Annotated in this window: 11 protein-coding genes and 3 pseudogenes; 10 read left to right on the top strand and 4 right to left on the bottom strand. The window is 67.9% G+C overall.

Annotation, left to right across the window (positions count from 1 at the left end; all coding sequences use genetic code 11):
- Positions 1-54: 54 nt before the first annotated feature.
- Positions 55-3,495 (bottom strand): ATP-binding protein, encoded by a 3,441-nt coding sequence (locus FF36_RS17500; RefSeq protein ID WP_128423330.1) that lies wholly within the window; start codon positions 3,493-3,495, stop codon positions 55-57.
- A 964-nt stretch (positions 3,496-4,459) separates the two neighbouring features.
- On the opposite strand from FF36_RS17500, the gene FF36_RS38245 reads away from it, so the two are divergent.
- The 5 genes and pseudogenes from FF36_RS38245 to FF36_RS17475 all read left to right on the top strand — a co-directional run bounded on the left by FF36_RS38245 (position 4,460) and on the right by FF36_RS17475 (position 8,714).
- On the top strand, positions 4,460-4,843 hold the full coding sequence (locus FF36_RS38245) for a hypothetical protein (protein WP_044886154.1): 384 nt from the start codon (positions 4,460-4,462) through the stop codon (positions 4,841-4,843).
- A 26-nt stretch (positions 4,844-4,869) separates the two neighbouring features.
- A pseudogene (locus FF36_RS40915) lies at positions 4,870-5,211 on the top strand (vWA domain-containing protein); the annotation flags it as partial.
- Between the two features lies 1 nt (position 5,212).
- Positions 5,213-5,568: vWA domain-containing protein (locus FF36_RS40910; RefSeq protein WP_422615098.1), on the top strand; the 356-nt coding region annotated here is incomplete at its 5' end.
- Complete coding sequence (locus FF36_RS17480; protein ID WP_128423329.1) at positions 5,565-6,641, top strand: PP2C family serine/threonine-protein phosphatase; 1,077 nt, start codon at positions 5,565-5,567, stop codon at positions 6,639-6,641. The genes FF36_RS40910 and FF36_RS17480, both read left to right, overlap by 4 nt.
- Before the next feature lie 1,254 nt (positions 6,642-7,895).
- Positions 7,896-8,714: a hypothetical protein gene (locus tag FF36_RS17475; RefSeq protein ID WP_044886153.1), complete on the top strand. Its 819-nt coding sequence runs from the start codon at positions 7,896-7,898 to the stop codon at positions 8,712-8,714.
- 293 nt (positions 8,715-9,007) lie between these two features.
- Here the strand turns inward: FF36_RS17475 and FF36_RS17470 are convergent.
- Positions 9,008-9,214, bottom strand: a pseudogene (locus FF36_RS17470) (YciI family protein); the annotation flags it as partial.
- Positions 9,215-9,476: 262 nt separating this feature from the next.
- On the opposite strand from FF36_RS17470, the gene FF36_RS17465 reads away from it, so the two are divergent.
- The 4 genes and pseudogenes from FF36_RS17465 (at position 9,477) to FF36_RS17455 (ending at position 13,081) form a co-directional block, all read left to right on the top strand.
- Entirely contained in the window at positions 9,477-10,688 is a 1,212-nt protein-coding gene (locus FF36_RS17465) for an NADH:flavin oxidoreductase (protein ID WP_396230529.1), read from the top strand.
- Between the two features lie 318 nt (positions 10,689-11,006).
- A pseudogene (locus tag FF36_RS17460) lies at positions 11,007-11,546 on the top strand (TauD/TfdA dioxygenase family protein); the annotation flags it as partial.
- 1 nt (position 11,547) lies between these two features.
- Positions 11,548-11,795: TauD/TfdA dioxygenase family protein (locus FF36_RS38240; RefSeq protein WP_242422582.1), on the top strand; the 248-nt coding region annotated here is incomplete at its 5' end.
- Between the two features lie 197 nt (positions 11,796-11,992).
- A complete protein-coding gene (locus FF36_RS17455; protein ID WP_044886151.1) occupies positions 11,993-13,081 on the top strand; it encodes a hypothetical protein in 1,089 nt (362 codons plus the stop codon).
- Between the two features lie 1,064 nt (positions 13,082-14,145).
- On the opposite strand, the gene FF36_RS17450 is transcribed toward FF36_RS17455, so the two are convergent.
- Both FF36_RS17450 and FF36_RS17445 read right to left on the bottom strand, forming a co-directional pair.
- Positions 14,146-14,670: a GNAT family N-acetyltransferase gene (locus FF36_RS17450; RefSeq protein ID WP_082121995.1), complete on the bottom strand. Its 525-nt coding sequence runs from the start codon at positions 14,668-14,670 to the stop codon at positions 14,146-14,148.
- Between the two features lie 238 nt (positions 14,671-14,908).
- Positions 14,909-15,805 carry a class I SAM-dependent methyltransferase gene (locus tag FF36_RS17445; RefSeq protein WP_236705845.1) on the bottom strand — a complete coding sequence of 299 codons (897 nt, stop codon included), beginning with the start codon at positions 15,803-15,805 and terminating at the stop codon, positions 14,909-14,911.
- Positions 15,806-15,941: 136 nt separating this feature from the next.
- Between FF36_RS17445 and FF36_RS17440 the strand changes: the two genes are divergently transcribed.
- Complete coding sequence (locus FF36_RS17440; protein WP_055867844.1) at positions 15,942-16,517, top strand: nucleotidyltransferase domain-containing protein; 576 nt, start codon at positions 15,942-15,944, stop codon at positions 16,515-16,517.
- Positions 16,518-16,877: the final 360 nt, after the last annotated feature.

Genomic DNA, 16,877 nt, shown 5'->3' with positions numbered 1-16,877 from the left:
GGTTGCCGTGCCCTCCCCGCGTCTGAGCAGCCCAGGACGTCGTCGGAGTGGCGTTCAGGCTTCCCACCGCGGCGCCGCTGTTACAGATCCTTCGGCTGCGAGGGCATCAGCGAGGGCATGGCGGGAGTTGATGCGGAGCTTGCGGTAGGTGTTGGTGAGGTGGAGCTCCACGGCGCGTGTGGTGACGAACAGGGCCTGCGCGATCTGACGGTTGGTGTGTCCGTCGACGGCGAGGAGTGCGACTCGGCGCTCGCCGGCGGTCAGTGCCGCCGGCCCGGTGCGCTGGACCCTGCGGGTGCGGATTCCCAGGGCGAGCAGCTCCTGGCGCGCTTGCGCGACCAGCGGCTGCGCGGAGCAATGGGCGGCGAGATCCAGTCCGCGGCGAAGCTGCTCTTCAGCTTCTCTCCGCGCACCGGTGCGCTGCAGCGCGGCACCGTATGCGATCTGGGAGCGGGCGCGCTCCATCTGGGCCTGCGAGGTTTCCAGCGCTGCCACGGATTCGCGGAGCTGCTCCAGTCTGAGGTGGCGATCGTCGGTGACGAGGGCGGCGATCCGCAGCGCGATGCCGATGGCGCGGGCGGCGCCGAAGTGCCGGCTGCGTTCGAGTTCTTCGTCCGCGAGCCCGCGAGCGTGGTCGTGGTGGCCGAGTGCGAGGTGCGCGCGGGCGGCGTCGGCCCGCCACGGCGCGAAGGCGGGGTTGGTGTATCCGGCGGCCTCCAGCGCGTCACCACAGGTACGTAGATCGATCAGAGCGTCCTGGGGGCGGCGCTGGCGCAGGCGCAGCCGTCCGCGGGCGACGTGGAAGAAATGTGCCGCGAGCATGTTCATCGGAACCGGTCCGTCAAGCTGCCGGGAGGACAGCAGAGCTTGCGCGTCCTCGATCTCGCCCTTGTCGACGAGCGCGTCGATCAGGACCGCGACGGCGAGCGGAGGTTCCTCGTTATGGTCGGCGTAGGTGTCCAGGGCGATCCGCGCGTCGGTCTCGGCGTCGAGCAGCCGGCCCGCGTACAGCGCGGTGTGGGAGCGCAGCACCGACAGGTAGGCGAACTCCGCCGCGTTGCCGTCCCGCTGCGCGGCCTCGATACCGGCGGAGAGCAGCGCCAACGCGGGATCGAGATGGTCGGCGATGGCCAGCGCCGGGCCGGCGAGGTTCACGATGAGAAACCGGTCGCGCGCGTGCTGCCGGCCGGCCGGTAGCGGCCCGGCAGCGGCCTGCCTTGCCAGCTCCGCCACATCCGCCGCGCTGCGGTCCGCGATGGCGGCCGCGGCGAAGGCGGCTGTTGCCCGGGCCACCCGCTCCTCGGTCTCTCCGGTGGTGCCACGGGAGGTGAGCTGATCGAGCCGGCCCAGCCACGACTCGACCGGCTGACCCGCGATCAGGTCGGCGAGTGCGATCCCGGCGAGCAGACGACGCGACAGGTCGGGATCGTCGCGGGCTGCACTCGAGCGGACCGGTTCCAGGATCGTCACCGCTTCGTCACTCCGGCCGAGCATCGTCATCAGAGCCCCGAGGCTGAACGCGATCTCGGCCTGAGCGGAGGGGTCTGTGGTGAGGTCGAGTGCCTCACGCAGCACGGTCGCCGCGCGGTCGGGCCGGTTTGCCATCCCCAAGGCCAGCCCCGCCTCCAGCAACAGCCCGCTACGAGCCTCGGCCGCAGGAGGTTCGCCGAGCGCTCGTTCCAGCAGCGCGGCGGCCGATTCGGGCGCGCCGCGGGCCAGGGCCTCCGACGCTGCCGCGCGCAGCCCGGCGACGACCCACTGATCGTTCGCGGGCTCGCAGTTGAGCAGGTGCGAGCCGAGTCGTTCGGCCGGGGCATCGCTGGCCTGAAGCAGCCGCGCGGCACGCTTGTGAACAAGGCCCCGTTGGGCACTGTCCGTGTCCGAGTAGATAGCGGTCCGGATAAGGGGGTGGCCGATTGTCAGCGGCTGGCCGGGAACGAGGATGCCCTCGTGGATGAGCGCGTCGATCGCGCTCGCCGCGCGGGTCTCCTCGAGGTCGGCGAGGCTCGCGGCGTGCCAGGCCATCGCGTCCGGGCCGAGCACGGCGACCGCGCGCGCCAATCGGGCCGCGTCCGGACCGAGCCGGGCCAGCCGGACCAGCAGGGCACGCGAGACATTGTCGGCGTGCAAGGTGTCGAGCCGGCCCACTTCGGCTGCCACCGGGTGGACGTCATCGGCCCGCAGCGCGATGAGTGCCTCGGCGAGGAGGAACGGGTTTCCTCCGCTGGCGCGGGCGCACGCCAGACAGAACTCATCGTCGGCATCGGACGACAACCGCTCACGGACGAGTTCGCCCACAGCATCGGCGCTCAGCACATTCAGTTTGAGAGTTTCCAGCCGCAGACCGGCCAAAGTGCCCGCAATCAGGCCGGAATCGGCGCTATTGATGGGGCGGCCTGCGAGCAGCAGCAGAACGGGCAGATCGGCCGAACGCCGGGCCAGGTAGGCGATAAAGCGCAGGGAGGCATCGTCCGCCCAGTGCACGTCGTCGACGGTCAGCAGGAGTGGGCCATGGTCGGCCAGGTTGGCGCATGCCCAGAACAGGCCGTGCAGACTGCTGCCCAGCGTGTCTCCGGTGCCGGCCGCATGTTCCACGAGGACCGGCTCGGCCAGCGCTGCCGCGCCCTCGAACAGCTCCGCGCGCTGCCGGCGGTCTGCCCGCAGCAAGACTGGTCCCAGAAGCTGCCGGACGATGCCGAACGCATACTCCCGCTCCAGCTCGGCACCCGTCGCGGACAGCACGCGTACACCACGACTGGCAGCGTGGTCACGGGCCGCCGCCAGCAACACGGTCTTACCAATTCCGGCCACGCCCTCCACGAGCAGCGTCGCCCCTCGGCCTGCCACTGCCGTGGTGAGGGCGTCCTCGACGCGCTTCAACTCGCCGTCACGTTCGATCAGACCATTCACGTCGCCCGCGCCTCCCCCGTACCGGCCTGCCGCGAACGCTGGACGCGCAGCGGGCAGAACGGCGAAGCCGAAGGCGGCGAGCCCCCGGCCGCATGATCCCGTAGGGCCACAGCCTACGGCCCTGCCCGGCCGCCGTTGCGAAGACCCTTCGGTGGTCACCACATTGCATAGGCCGGCCACCGGGATCATCGTCAAGGTCATGTCGCCTGACCGAGGGATCCAGCAACTGAAAGTCGAGATCGTCCTCGGCACCGAGGCGGTGGGCGGATCCAGCAACGTCCAGAAGGGCTCGCGCACTCCGTTCAGCGGCTGGCTGCGGTTCCCCGAAGCAGCCGAGCTGCTACGGGCAGAGCAACCCAGCCTCGCACCAGCGCCGGAGACAACCCGAGGGAAACGAGGAGGAAAGGCGGAGGTGACCCGGCGAAAGGCAGACCACCATTCGCCACCCAAAACCGTCGAAAGACACCGACCGCCCATCTCGGCGGCGCGAGTTCCCAACCTGCCGGCGAGGTGGCAACGTTTCAGCGCAACTCCAGCACCAGATTCAGGATAAGGAGATCGTATGGCGCAGAATGTCGGGCCCAAGGCTGAATCGGCGCAGTACCAAGGACCAGCCACTCCGGAGAACGGACCAGGCACCTCGGCACGCGATACCGGTCGAGAGATCGGTGGTTACGTGGGAGATGCGATCGGCCAGGGCGTCGGCATGAGAATAGGACTGCAGGAGGGTGCGCAGGGAGGCCTGGGGCAGGTCGGTAGAGAACTCGGTGAGTATATCGGTGAGCATCTCGGTGACGTAGTCGATCAGGTCTTGGCACCCTCGTCACAATCTATCGATCCGCCTCCGGGGTTGCCCGCCGGAATGTCCATGAGCCCCGGAGTGTCGGTAGATCCGGACACCCTGGGCTGGGGCGGAAGTTCCATGGACCATGGGGACCCGCAGATGTCGGTGGACCCGGCATCACACCTCGAACCGCACATGTCGGTCGACCCGGGTTCGCTGGGCTGGGGAGGGTCCTGCCATGCCCCGGATCCGGGTATGTCGGTGGATCCGTCCGCGGCAGAGTGGGGCGGCATGTCACATGCGGCAGATCCAGGAGTTTCCGCAGACCCGTCCCTGCACCATTCGGACGCCACCACTTCCACCGACGTCATTTTCAATAATCACTGAATCCGCGCGACCTTTTCAAGCTACAACCGGGCGGCTCTCCGCACCACGGTCATCGAGAGGACCACCATTGTCCAGAGATAGCCATCCGACCGTCCCGAACGGCGACCTCCAGCACTCGATCGACAATGCCCATTTCAGCCAGTCGCTGGCCGTGTCGGCAGCCGGCGGGTTTCTCCACGNCCTGGCGGCGGAACATCACGACAGCCCTCCAGTTGATCCGAGCATGTCAACGGATGTCCACCATACACAGGACCCGCAAGCCTCCAGCATTGGACATGAGCACGACCCGAGCGGGCCGCAGGAGCACGGTGCGCCCTGGCACGTCGATCCGGTGCCCGACCTCCACCACCACTGAGAAGCAGATCGAGGATCAGATTCATGACTCAGTACGGTGGAACCGTTTCCGGGTTCGCGCCCCGAGTCGAGGGTCCAGTCATCCGGAAGCGTTCGACTATCGTCTGGAGTTTTCGCATCGAGCGGCCCGGCCAGCGCCGTATCGCGGTAGAGATGCGGGCGAAATACTACAGCGGCGGCTCGATCAACAACGGGGACACCGTCGAGCTGACGGGATCGCAGCGACGAAACGGCGTGGTCCGGGTAACGGAGGTGAAGAACCTGACGGCTGGAACGATGGTTCGCGCCCACCAGTACAATGCACTGCCAATCATTCTGAACATCATTGCCCTCATGATATTCATTGCGATAGTCGCGATCTTTGGCGCCTTTTTCCTGTCAAATTCTTCCGGCTTCGCTTCGCCTTGACAGGCGCTGGAATCCAGGAGTCCATCATGTCAGAAAAGAGCTGGGCTGTCGACCTCAACGAGGACAACCCGGACCCGCGGGTGGCCTGCGTGGTGCTCACCGATGTCTCCACGTCGATGGCCGGCGCACCCATTGCCGAGCTGGAAAAAGGGTTCGCGGAGTTCGTTCACTATCTCAACAACGACAAGCTGGCCAGCAAGCGCACGGAAGTCGCACTCGTGACGTTTGGATCGGACGCCACGGTCCTGGTCCCGATGCAGGAAGGGCGAACCCTGCAGCCCGCGGAATTCGTCTGCGACGGATCGACCAACATGGCGGCCGGGATCAATCTTGCACTGGACATCATCGAAAAGCGCAAGAAGTCCTACNGAGAAGCCGGCATTGCGTATTTTCGACCATGGCTGATCGTCATGACCGACGGCGCACCGAACCGCGACGGGTTCGACGCCGCCGTGCGGCGACTCAACGAGATGGAGGGCAAGAACGGGGTGACCGTGTTCGCCATCGGAGTGGGACCGTCCGTCAACTTCGAGACTCTCGGCAGGCTCTCCGTCGTCCGGACTCCAGCTCCGCTGGCCGGGCTGAAGTTCTCGGAGTTCTTCACCTGGCTCTCCGCGTCCCTTAGCAATGTATCGAACTCCACTCCGTTCAACGGCAACGACGCCGAGGCCAGCGGCGTGGACCAGGTCCCACTCCCACCGCTCTCGGGCTGGACGGCCGCTTGACCACTCAGGCGCAGATGCCCCCAGAGCAGCAGGCGGACTACTGGATCGTCCGTGGTGCGTCGGTCGTCGGGCACAGCCATCTGGAGGAGGACCTGGGCTGCGACGATGCTTACGCCTACGGGACCAACGGCACGTTCGTCGTCGCGGCCGTCGCGGACGGCGCGGGAAGCGTCACCGGGACGTCTGCATGGGGATCGTTCGTCGCCTGCACATCGGTCGTACAGGACGCTCTTACACCCGAGTTCACAAGAGCCTTCGACGCAGCCTCGACCGAGGAGGCTCGCGACCTGATCCGCGGCCTGTTCGCATCTGCTCTCGGGCGTATCACGGCGCAGGCACGCTCGATGGAGCTCCCCAGGTCCCGGCTTTCGACGACACTCGCAGTAGCCATCGCCCGGCCTGACCTGGCGGTGTTCGCCCAGATCGGCGACGGGATCATCGCGGTGGAAGCTGGTGGAGAGGTCCGTACGATCCTGGCCGAGGAGAAGGAGGAGTACGCGAACACCACCTGGTTTGTTCAATCCCCGGGCGCCTTCCGCACCGCCTATCGCTCGGCCGTGGTCGGCGACGTGGCTGCGTTCGCGCTCAGCACAGACGGCATGAGTTACAAGATCACCCATGCGAGCAACGGCACCGCCTACGTTCCCTTCTTCCAAACATCATGGCGGAATGTCCGAGAGGGTCGGGGAAACGACCAGCTCGCCACGATGATGCGCGACATCGTCGAGGATCAGACCGGCGACGACAAGACGCTGGTGCTCGCGACGACGGGGCGTGCCGCACTCGCCTCCCCGCCGCCCGCCGGCTCGACGACGACCGTCGCATCAAGCTGGCCGCCGTCGGACCCCACCGCGTGGCGGCCGGCCCGGCCCGCAGATGGTCCGGCCGTCGACACGCCGACGGAACCCGACACCACTGCCCTGACGGTCCGGGCCCCGACGACCGGCAAACCCGAGCGCAGCGACTCGGTCGTGGCCGGGACAGGGACCGGGAGAAAGGCGAAGACGGTTCCGAACGGCGCGTGGCGGATGCATCTGATTCTCCGCAAACTGGTCACCCCATGGCGCACATGACGCTGCAGAACGGCACCCCCATCCAGCTCGGGGAGCGACTGGCCAGGGCAGGCGAGGGAACCGTTTGGGACGTCGTTGGTCGTCCGGAGTGGGTCGCGAAGATTTTCCATCCGGATCTGAAGGGGCTCGTGGCCAAGCGGGAGAAGGTCACGGCGATGACGCGGGTGAAGCCCGCGGGCACGGTCAGCCGGGACGGGTCGATCGTACTGACCTGGCCACAGCATCTTGTGCTGGAGGGTGGCGTGGTGCGCGGCTATGTCATGCTCAAGGTCGATACAAGAACAACAGTCGAGATCCACAGCGTCAGTAATCCGACGGACCGGCGCGGGCCACTGCCGAACCAGCCGCAATGGCCGAGGCGGGCGGNCTGGGNTTTTTTGCTGAACACAGCAGCCAACCTCTGTATCGCCGTCGAGGCGGCACACAGAGTAGGTGCGGTCATCGGCGACTTTCAGGAGCGCAACATCCTCGTCTCCGACACCAGCCGGGTGACGCTGGTCGACTGCGACTCGATGCAGTTCACCGCGGCGTCCGGGCGCAGGTATCTCTGCGATGTCGGCCGGCCCGAGTTCACCGCCCCGGAACTGCGCAACGTCGACCTGAAAAAGACTCCCCGAGACCGATCGTCGGACCTGTTCGCCCTGGCCGTGCATCTTCACCTGCTACTCATGAACGGCAATCACCCGTTCTCGAGGGGAGTGTGGACCGGCCCCGGAGAGCAGCCGGGTGCGTCCGTTCTGGCCGCAGACGGCCACTGGGCGGGCGGCCCACGATCGCTGCTCAGAACGCACCGACTGGCACCACCGCCATCGATCCTCCCCGACCCGATCCAGGAACTCTTCGCCCAGGCCTTCACCTACGGTGCCGCATACCCCACGTCACGTCCACCGGCCAGCGAGTGGCGGCAGGCACTGCGGGCGATCACCACCGTCAGGTGCAGACTCAATCCAAGCCACCGCTATCCCTCCCATAATCAGATATGCCCGTGGTGCACATTGGAACAAGCGCGGGCGACGCGACGGTCTGCGCTCCGGAGGCGGTCCACACCCACCCTCCGCCCCGCGCCGGCCGCGGCGGCAACGCAGCACCGGCCGCTCCTCTCCCAGCAGGCACCACTACCGCCCACTCTTGTTCTGGGCCTCCCCTCGGCACCGGCCTTGGGCCAGCCGGCCCCAGCATCCCGGCCCGGCTGGTGGCAGCGGCTGCGGGCGTGGTGGACGCAGAAATTCTGAGCCGAACAGAAGGGTACCGAACATGGCCGGCTACGACTGGAGCATCACCCTACGCATCGATACATCATTCGCGAGCGCCAACCGCTCCTACCCGGTCATGGACCCTTTCCATATGGGTCACGCCTGGATCACGGTCGCCGCGCCCAATGGCGAGCGCGTCGACTTCGGCTACTACCCTAGGAACGGCGGCCTCGCCGGTCCAGGAGAACTGCGAACTGGCGACACCACACACCAGCCACGTCAGGATGCGGCGTACACCTACCACATCACCCCGGACCAGGCGGCGCATGTTCTCGCCGCAACGCAACATGTCCAGTCCGACCCCGGTTATTATAACGGTCTCACCCACAACTGTCTCACCGTGGCGAGGGACCTGATGGGCGTCGCAGGCATTGCAATGCCGGGGGTGGCGTCGGATCCTCTGCATATCCTGATAGGCGTCGGTGCCGCCGCGGTACTCGATCTTCCCTTGGTGGGAGCCGCCGGAATAGCCATCGCGATCGCTCATGATCCTGCCGGTTTCAACACCGTTCTTCGATCCACGCCGGAGGGGCGAGCGGCAGAGATGCTCTACAACAGATCGTCGGAGCTGGCCGGAATGAGGTCGACGGGCGATCTGCACACCATGGCCGACCATGCAACCCAGGAGGCACTGCACAGCATTGGGTCTGAGCCGCACGCCGAGCTGCTCCACCCGGCCGAGGATGCATCAGCCCAGGCTGGCGCCTCGCACGCGCCGGATCCGCAGATGTCAGTCGACCCCGGTCCGCTGGACTGGGGAGGGTCGTCCCACGTCCCGGACCCGGCGGGCATGTCCGTGGATCCGTCCTCGTCGGAGTAGGGCGCCGTGTCACACGCCACTGATGCAGGAATGTCTGTCGACCCATCCCTGTACCATTTGGACGAGACCATCTCCACTGACCCTACTTTTCATGGGCATTGAATCCTGCCCAGTATTCGTGCTGCCATCACCGCACTCCGTCCGTCCGCGATAGCTGGTTACCGGCGTGGTTAAGCCGGACCTCGTCCACCCGCCGAAGTCCCTTCACCGCCGAAGTCCGTTTACCGCCGAAGTCCGTTTACCGCCGAGGTCCGTTTACCGCCGAGGGCCCGCTCACCGCAGAGTCACTGCGGGTCGACGTCGATCACCATCCAGCCGGCGATGAGGTCCTTGGTCTCCGCGAACGAGCCGTCAGTGACCGGCGGGCGACCCTCGCCGCCGTACCGGACGAACGTCCCGGAGGGCGCGAGCGCCTGGCTGTCGACGAACTCGCCGGTCCCCTCGAGCCAGCCCGCGAAGTCGTTCATGTACCACACATGGGCCGAAATCTCCGCCGGGACGGAACCAGCCACCGGTTCTCGACATCGTCGTCCGAAGTCCTCGATTGATCGACGCCTCCGGGTTGCCGACGCCTCCGGGTTGCCGATACCTGCGGCTGGGCACCGCCGCTGCGCAGTGACGTGGCACCGCGATGCGGCTGCGGGGCGACGGGGTCCGGCCCGAGGCTTCGGCTACCGGGCTCGCGCCGAGGCGCCTGTTCGACAGCGCGAACAACACAGGCCGAGGCGGAACATCCGCGAAGGCGCCGGGATTGAACGCCATATGACTGTGTCTTCAAGCGATACGGCGTCGTCGAATGGTGCGGCATCGTCTGGCGTTGCGGGGTCTTCGGGTGTCGCGGTGGCTGCGTCCCCGTTGAGCAGCGAGCGCCTGCTGGACGGCACGGACGCGGCGCCGCTGTTCACGCCGTTCTCCCTGTCCGGCGTCGAGCTCGCCAACCGCTTCGTGATGGCGCCGATGACCCGCCAGTTCTCCCCTGACGGCGTGCCGGGCGAGGACGTGGCCGGCTACTACGCGCGGCGGGCGGCGCACGTCGGCCTGATCGTGACCGAGGGCACCTACGTGGATCATCCCTCCGCCGGGACCAGCGACCGGGTTCCCCGGTTCTACGGCGAACAGCCGCTCGCCGGCTGGCGCCGGGTCGTCGACGCCGTGCACGCGGTGGGCGGGCGGATCGTGCCGCAGCTGTGGCATCTCGGTGCCGGCCGGGCGGCGGGTGCTCCGCCGCACCCGGAGGCGGCGGTGTTCTCCCCGTCGGGCCGGCGGGGCGACGGAACGGTGGTCGGCGACGAGGCCAGCACCAAGGAGATCGACGAGGTGATCGCCTCCTTCGCGCGCGCCGCGGCCGACGCGCGCCGAGCCGGGTTCGACGGCGTCGAGCTGCACGGGGCGCACGGCTACCTGCTCGACCAGTTCTTCTGGCTGGAGACCAACCGGCGCGCCGACGGCTACGGCGGAAGCCTGGCCAACCGGGCCCGGCTCGGGGCCGAGGTCGTCGCCGCGGTCCGTGGCGAGGTGGGACCGGACCTCCCGGTGATCTACCGGTTCTCCCAGTGGAAGGGCGGCGACTACGACGCCCGGATCGCCGAGACCCCCGACGAGCTCGAGGCGCTGCTCACCCCGCTCGTGGACGCCGGCGTCACCGCGCTGCACGCCTCCACCCGCCGTTACTGGCGGCCGGCCTTCGACGGCTCCCCGCGCACCCTGGCCGGCTGGGCCAGGAACCTCACCGGCCTGCCCACCATCGCGATCGGCTCGATCGGCGTGCCGACGGCCTTCCGCGGCGACGACGAGGGTGCGGCGGCGACGCTCAGCCTCGCCCCGCTGCTGGACCTGTTCAACCGCGGCGAGTTCGACCTCGTCGGCCTCGGCCGCGCCCTGCTCTCCGAACCCGCCTGGACGACCAAACTGCGCGACCGCCGCCTGTCCGAGATCCGGCCCTACGACCAGGCCGACAACTCCCGCCTGACCTGACGCTCGGCGTCCCGGGGCGCCACCATCCGCGAACTCGCGATCACCCGGCGGCTGGCGGCTGGCGGCTGGCGGTGACCTCTACCGCGAAAGTGTTACGCATTCATGGCGGAGAAATGTCTGTAGGGCCGGCATGGATTGCGGTTTTCGGGCGTCAGAGCTAATGTCCGACTGTGCCATGACGGCTCGTACGCAGGAGGTACGGCGGGTGGCATTTCCTGCCCGATCGGCGCACCGGCCGCCCGCCGCGCCCCATTCGAAAACGCGCTCCAGAAAGGCCCGCGAGGCGGCAGCGTCACATTTGATTGCAAGGGAGTCACGGTGACCGCTATCCGCACCGCCACCTACGACATCCGCCCGGCCAGCCCCGTCCTCGGCGCCGAGGTCGTCGGCGTCGATCTGGCCGGTGGCGTCGACGACGCCACCGCCGAGGCCCTGCGCGAGGCGTTCTGGCAGCACAAGGTCCTCGTGTTCCGCGACCAGGACCTCTCGCCCGACGCGCACGTGCAGGCAGTACGGATCTTCGACGAGCCCTTCGACCACCCCAAGTGGCTGTACCGCCACGAGGACAACCGGCTGGTGTACACCTTCAACCTGGAGAAGGCCGGGGGCGCCTCGACGTGGCACATCGGCGGCACGTGGCGGACCCCGCCGTTCCACCTCGAGTCGCTGACCTACCAGGTGGTGCCGGAGATCGGCGGGCGCACGCTGTGGGCCGATCTGCAGGCGGCCTATGACGGCCTGTCCGAGCCGTTCAAGCACCTGCTGGAGTCGGTCAGCGCCGTGTACAACGCCGACCCGGGCGACGGGACCTACAACCGGCCGCCGGTGACCGAGACCGTCGAGCACCCGGTCGTGCGCNCCCACCGCCATACCGGTCGCAAGGGGCTCTTCCTCAGCTCGTCGGCGCTGCGGCTGACCGGCGTCGGCGCGGCCGAGGGCGAGGCCCTGCTGCCGTTCCTGCTGGCACACGCATCCTCGCCCAACTACACCGTCAGCTTCGGCTGGAAGCCCGGAGACTTCGTCATCTGGGACAACCTGGCCACCTGGCACTTCGCGGTCAACGACTACGACGGCCCGCGCGTCTATCGCAAGGTCATCGGCGGCTGACCCACGGCGCGGCAGGCCCGCCCCGCCAGCTCCGACGGTCCCCATCCCGTCCGATGGACGAGATCGACGGTTCCGGCACCGCCGACACCGCGCGTGTCGGCGCGTCGCTCCCCTACCTGGGACTCGAAGAGTGATTGCCTGACTTCTCAGAGTGTCCGACGGCATGACGGCGGTCGGCCACCTCTGGGGAGGCGTCGATGGGTGCGGTGCGGGCGATCAGGGTGGCGGCGGCAACGACGGTGATGGCGGCGGTGACCGTGACCGGTACCGTCCTGTCGACCGGGGTGGCGGCGGCGTCACCCGCCGGGCCCGTGCAGCCGGTCGATCTCGGCGCCCTGCCGGGCATCACCCACAACAGCGCCACCTCGATCAACAACCACGGGGACGTCGTCGGCTCCGGCTACAGCTCTTCGTTCGACAGCCATGGATTCCGCTGGTCGCGGGGGACCTTCACCGCGCTGCCCGACACCGCGCGAGCACCCTTCCTGATCAACGATGCCGGGCAGATCGCCGGTGAGCTTCCGGGTCGCTTCTCCTCGCCCGGCTTCGTGATCCGTCCCGACGGAACCGTGATCGACCCCGGGTTCACCCCGGTCGACCAGAACGAGCACGGCCAGGTGGTCGGGACGGGTCCGGTCGCCGGTGGAACGCACGCGATGAGCTGGCGCGACGGCCGGACCGTCGATCTCGGCGCTCCCACGGGCCACACCAGCGAGGCCATCGCGGTCAGCGACAACGGGTGGGTCCTGGGTGAGGTACAGCGCAACGACCACCACGACGACTACTTCGCCCGCTGGATGCACGGCCGCTGGGTGCCGCTGCCCGGCCCGAACGGCCGTGCTGTCGACATCAACGACCGCGGGGACGTCGTCGGCTGGGCCACGAACCCGGCGGGGAACACGCACGCCATGCTGTGGCAGCGGGACCGCGCCATCGACCTGGGCCCCGAGGACGCGGCCCTCAGCGAGGCAGTGGCCATCAACAACGCCGGTCAGATCGTCGGCTCGACGTTCGATCCGGTGACCGACGCAGGGCACGTCCTGCTCTGGGATCCGAGCCACCGGACCGATCTGGGAACCTTCGGTGGCTCCTTCGCCCGGCCGATCGCCCTCAACGACCGGGGCGACATCGTCGTGGCGACCAGCACCGCGTCCTTCCGCCGGCACCACGGCCGGACCGTGCAGCTCGGCGGCTCCGCCGAACCGGTGGCGCTCAACAACCGCGGCCAGGTCGTGGGCGCCGTGCTCCTGCCCGACGGCTCAAGCCACGCCGCCCTGTGGAACTGACCCGCCCGGCCCCGTGCCGCCCCGCCCCTGGATCGCCGATGCCACGCACCGATCTTCGCGATCGGTGACCGGATCCAGCGCTGCAGCCAGTGATGGTGGGGATGGAGGGCCCGGCCTGCTGGGATGCGCGCCGACGTCGCACGTAGAACCGGACCGGGCCCGAGAATGCGGTGTTCTGCCAGTGGGTCCGGATCGGTCCATTCCTGCGCCGATTTCCGCATGCTCCCGGTACGCTTCTACCGCCTCATTAAGGGTTTACCAAGAATCACAGGAGAGCCTTAGAGAAGTCACATGGTAATCACAGAGAACTCGCCACCCAATCTTTCCGGCCGGCGTTGACGCGAACACGCCGGCCGCAATCCGTCCGGTGGGAGCTACGCACGGCTAACCTTCCCGCTGCAGGTAGCCGATCGATAGTCTCGATGACGGGAGAATCATGGGAAGATCCCTGAAAGGGAAAGCAGCGGTCGCCAGCCTTTCCGCCATGGCGGCGGTCTGCGTGACGGTGGGACCGTTGGCTTCAGGCGCCTGGGCCGACGACCGTGTTCCGCCGCGGCCCGCAAACCAGTGGCACGCCACGGACGGTTGGGAGCGGAGCAACCAGAACAGGGAGGGTGCGGAGAGGTCTCGGCAGAGCTGGCCTCGCCAGAGCGGGTCTCGGCAGAGCGGGTCTCGGCAGAGCGGGTCTCGCCAGGGCTCGGATCGTCAGGCCAGATGGCGCCAGAACCAGGGCCGCCAAGACCAGGATCGCCAGAACCGGGGCCGCCAAATCCAGACCCCCAGGGGCGGGTGGCGCCAGGACTGGCGGCGCCAGAACCCGGGTACTGGTCGCCAGGACCCGCAGTGGCGGAGCCAGGGTTACCAACCGGGCGGGATAGTTCGATAGAAGGGGGCGTCGGTCGGCCGGTCCGGCGCCTTTGCGCCGGACCGGCCGGAGCGGGTCGAGGGCTTTCCAACCCTCGGCGGGTAGGCGGCACGCCCCTCGGGGGTGTTGGTGAGCAGGGCGTGAGCATGCGTGAGCACGATCGGTACGACCCCAGGTTGCAGATGTCCGCAAAGAGGGACTACTGGATCGTCGCTGTCCCGGGCTCACGGAGACCGACCGCGTCGTGCCGCCAGAACAGTTCCGAGTAAACCAGCGTCCCCGTCATCCACGGCTGATAGCCGGGAAGCGTGACGACCTGGAAGGCCGCGTCCGGAATACGCAGCGACGGCTTGCGGAAGCTCAGGTCCCCGCCGGGCACGAAGCCAAAGCGGCGGTAGTAGTCGGGGTCGCCTTCGAGGAAGACGAGTGGCACCGAGGACTCGGCGAGGATGTCGAGGCCGCGGTGCACGAGAGCCGAGCCGACCCCGTGCTTCTGGTATTTGCGTACGACCGCCAACGGGCTGAGGACCTGGACCTCGACCAGCCGCCGAGGCGCGTCGAGCAGGCTGCGAGTGAACATCGCGTGGCCGATGACCTCGCCATCGTGCTCGGCGACAAGCGAGAGGCCAGCAACAGGCGTGATGGTGGCGCGAAGGTCGTCCACAAGGTCTGCCACGACCGCTCCGTGCTCTCCACCGAACGCCTGCGTGACGACGTCCCGCACCGATTCCCGATCACAGGCCAGTTCGCGGCGAAGATTCACGCACCGGACGGTAGGGGCGCCCGGTGACGATGGCAACCCGTTTTGTCCAGTGCGAACGGGAGCACGACCGCGCCCGGTCGATGGGCGACCGCAAGGAGCACCACCCCTTGGTCGCACATGGCGAGGGATGGCGACCGCTGACGGGACTTACGACACCACGATCATCGTCGTGATCAAAGCCCCGGCATTGATGGTGGTGTCACGATTCAGCCAACTGGAAATGCCAGATGACCAGCGCCGGCACACCGGCCCTGGCGGCTCGTGCTGCTTCGGGCACCATGTCGTCCAGACACCACGGCCACAGCTCCCACGGTCCTACCGCTCCGAACGTGTCTTTTCGGTCGGCCGGCCCCGGCGGTTCGTTGGTCGGCGCGGAAGGTTCCTCGCAGCGACGCACGCGCAGTCCCACCGCCAGCGCGGCCCGCAGATAATCCCCGATCAGGTGCCGGTAGGCACTCAGATGTCCAGGTCGGCCATCAGCATCGCGGACGGAGGGAATCGAGCCCAGCGCCACGGTCTCGGGGTGCATGTCGGAGATCACCAGATGACCGCCCGGACGCAGGACCCGGGCGAACTCCGCCATGACCGGCTTGAGCGCCCCGATGTGGGTCAGCGCCAGGGCGCACACGACCAAGTCAACCTCGGCGTCGGCCACGGGGAGCTGGTGCAGATCACCGAGCAGGAACTCGCCCTGCGGCACCCGAGGACGCGCGCGGGCGAGCATGTCGGGCGAGCGGTCCACGCCGATAACCCGATGGCCACGCCCGGCCAGAAACTCGGCGTAGCGACCGGTCCCGCACGCGGCATCCAGAGCAACACCCACGGGCAGCGAGTCCACGATCTCCTTGACCACGGGTTCGTCGACGTCGAACGCCCCGTTGGGCCCGTCATACGTCGCTGACCACAGCCGATAGCCCGTAACCGTGTCCACCCGGTCGACTTCCACTGCTGCGTGTGCCAACGCCTCGTCAGCGAGCACTCTGCGAATCTCCGCGATCCGGGCTTCCACGAAATCACGGTCCGACGCTCCGGTGAACGCTCGCAACAACGCAACGCCCTCAAGCCCGAGCAGGTACGCACGCGGGTCCTCGTACATCACTCGACGGAGGTTATCGATCCGCCTCCAGACAGGCCACCGAATTATGTGGCGTCGAGGGGCTTCGCGGGTACACGGTTACCACCGGTGGACGCCGGCCGACCTTCCCCTCGACGAGCTCTGGAAGGATCAGGCCATGGATCAGAGGGCCGAAGGACAACTGCGCGTCATTCGCAAGGTCCTGTCGGTGCTGCCGGCAGTCAGCATCCCGGCCTGGCTGTTCGGAGGTTGGGGACTGGACGCGAGGATCGGGCGGATCACTCGCGAGCACGGTGACGTCGAGTTCTGGGTCGAGCGCCGCCACGCCGAGCGATCGAAGGTGGCGCTCGCGGACGCTGGGGCCATGGCTCTGGCGACCCAGCCGCCAGCGGAATCCTGCGAGTTCACCTGGGGCGATGTTCCGTTCAGCACCGCGTACTTCGACAGGTGGCCAGACGGGTCATTCAGTCAGCCCATGGGCCGATGGTCTGACTGGCTATTCCCACCGGGGTCCTTCGGTGAAGAGCGTGTGACGCTCGATGGCACGGCGATGTTAGTCATGAGTGCCGCTGGCATGCTCGCCATGAAGGAGCAGTTTCCGCGCCTGCGCCATGGCCGGCCATGGCGGCCGAAGGATGTTGCCGATATCGAGACACTCCGAATACTGGTCGCCCAGGAGAGGGCGGCACATCGGATACAGGTCGAGACGCGGGAGACGCGGGAGACGCCGTAGCGTGCCGGCGCGGGCACGATCGGGCCGTTGTCCGTGTAGACCACCCGAACCTCTGGCGCTTGGGGTGCCGGGGCAGTCCTTCGTCGGGCTCCGTTCCCATCAGCCGGTGGAGCCCGACGTCGGCGGCGGCTGCGCTTCCGACGCCGATACTGGATCGGTCGCGCGGGATCTCGCAGAAGATCGGGGGCCGGTCTTGCTGCCAGCGGAGGACGCTCCGCCTGGGCTTCACCGCAAAGCCGGATCTCCGCATTATCCGATCTTCGCCGGGCGACAAGCCCGCGCGATCAGCCCAGGAGGTGCCGTGCCGAGGGCGATTCTGACGCACCTCTCCGACAGAATCTGCCCAGCGGACCCGGGGCG

The organism is Frankia torreyi, assembly GCF_000948395.1.
In the GTDB taxonomy this organism is placed as follows: domain Bacteria; phylum Actinomycetota; class Actinomycetes; order Frankiales; family Frankiaceae; genus Frankia; species Frankia torreyi.
The sequence above is the reverse complement of the archived record's forward strand: the minus strand, read 5'-3'. Positions and strand labels throughout refer to the sequence as shown.

What these genes read in the sequence shown, in the direction of transcription:
- FF36_RS38245 (WP_044886154.1), top strand. Translation starts at nt 4,460, where the DNA reads ATGACTCAGTACGGTGGAACCGTTTCCGGGTTCGCGCCCCGAGTCGAG.
- FF36_RS17475 (WP_044886153.1), top strand. Translation starts at nt 7,896, where the DNA reads ATGGCCGGCTACGACTGGAGCATCACCCTACGCATCGATACATCATTC.
- FF36_RS17465 (WP_396230529.1), top strand. Translation starts at nt 9,477, where the DNA reads ATGACTGTGTCTTCAAGCGATACGGCGTCGTCGAATGGTGCGGCATCG.
- FF36_RS17455 (WP_044886151.1), top strand. Translation starts at nt 11,993, where the DNA reads ATGGGTGCGGTGCGGGCGATCAGGGTGGCGGCGGCAACGACGGTGATG.
- FF36_RS17445 (WP_236705845.1), bottom strand. Translation starts at nt 15,805, where the DNA reads ATGTACGAGGACCCGCGTGCGTACCTGCTCGGGCTTGAGGGCGTTGCG.
- FF36_RS17440 (WP_055867844.1), top strand. Translation starts at nt 15,942, where the DNA reads ATGGATCAGAGGGCCGAAGGACAACTGCGCGTCATTCGCAAGGTCCTG.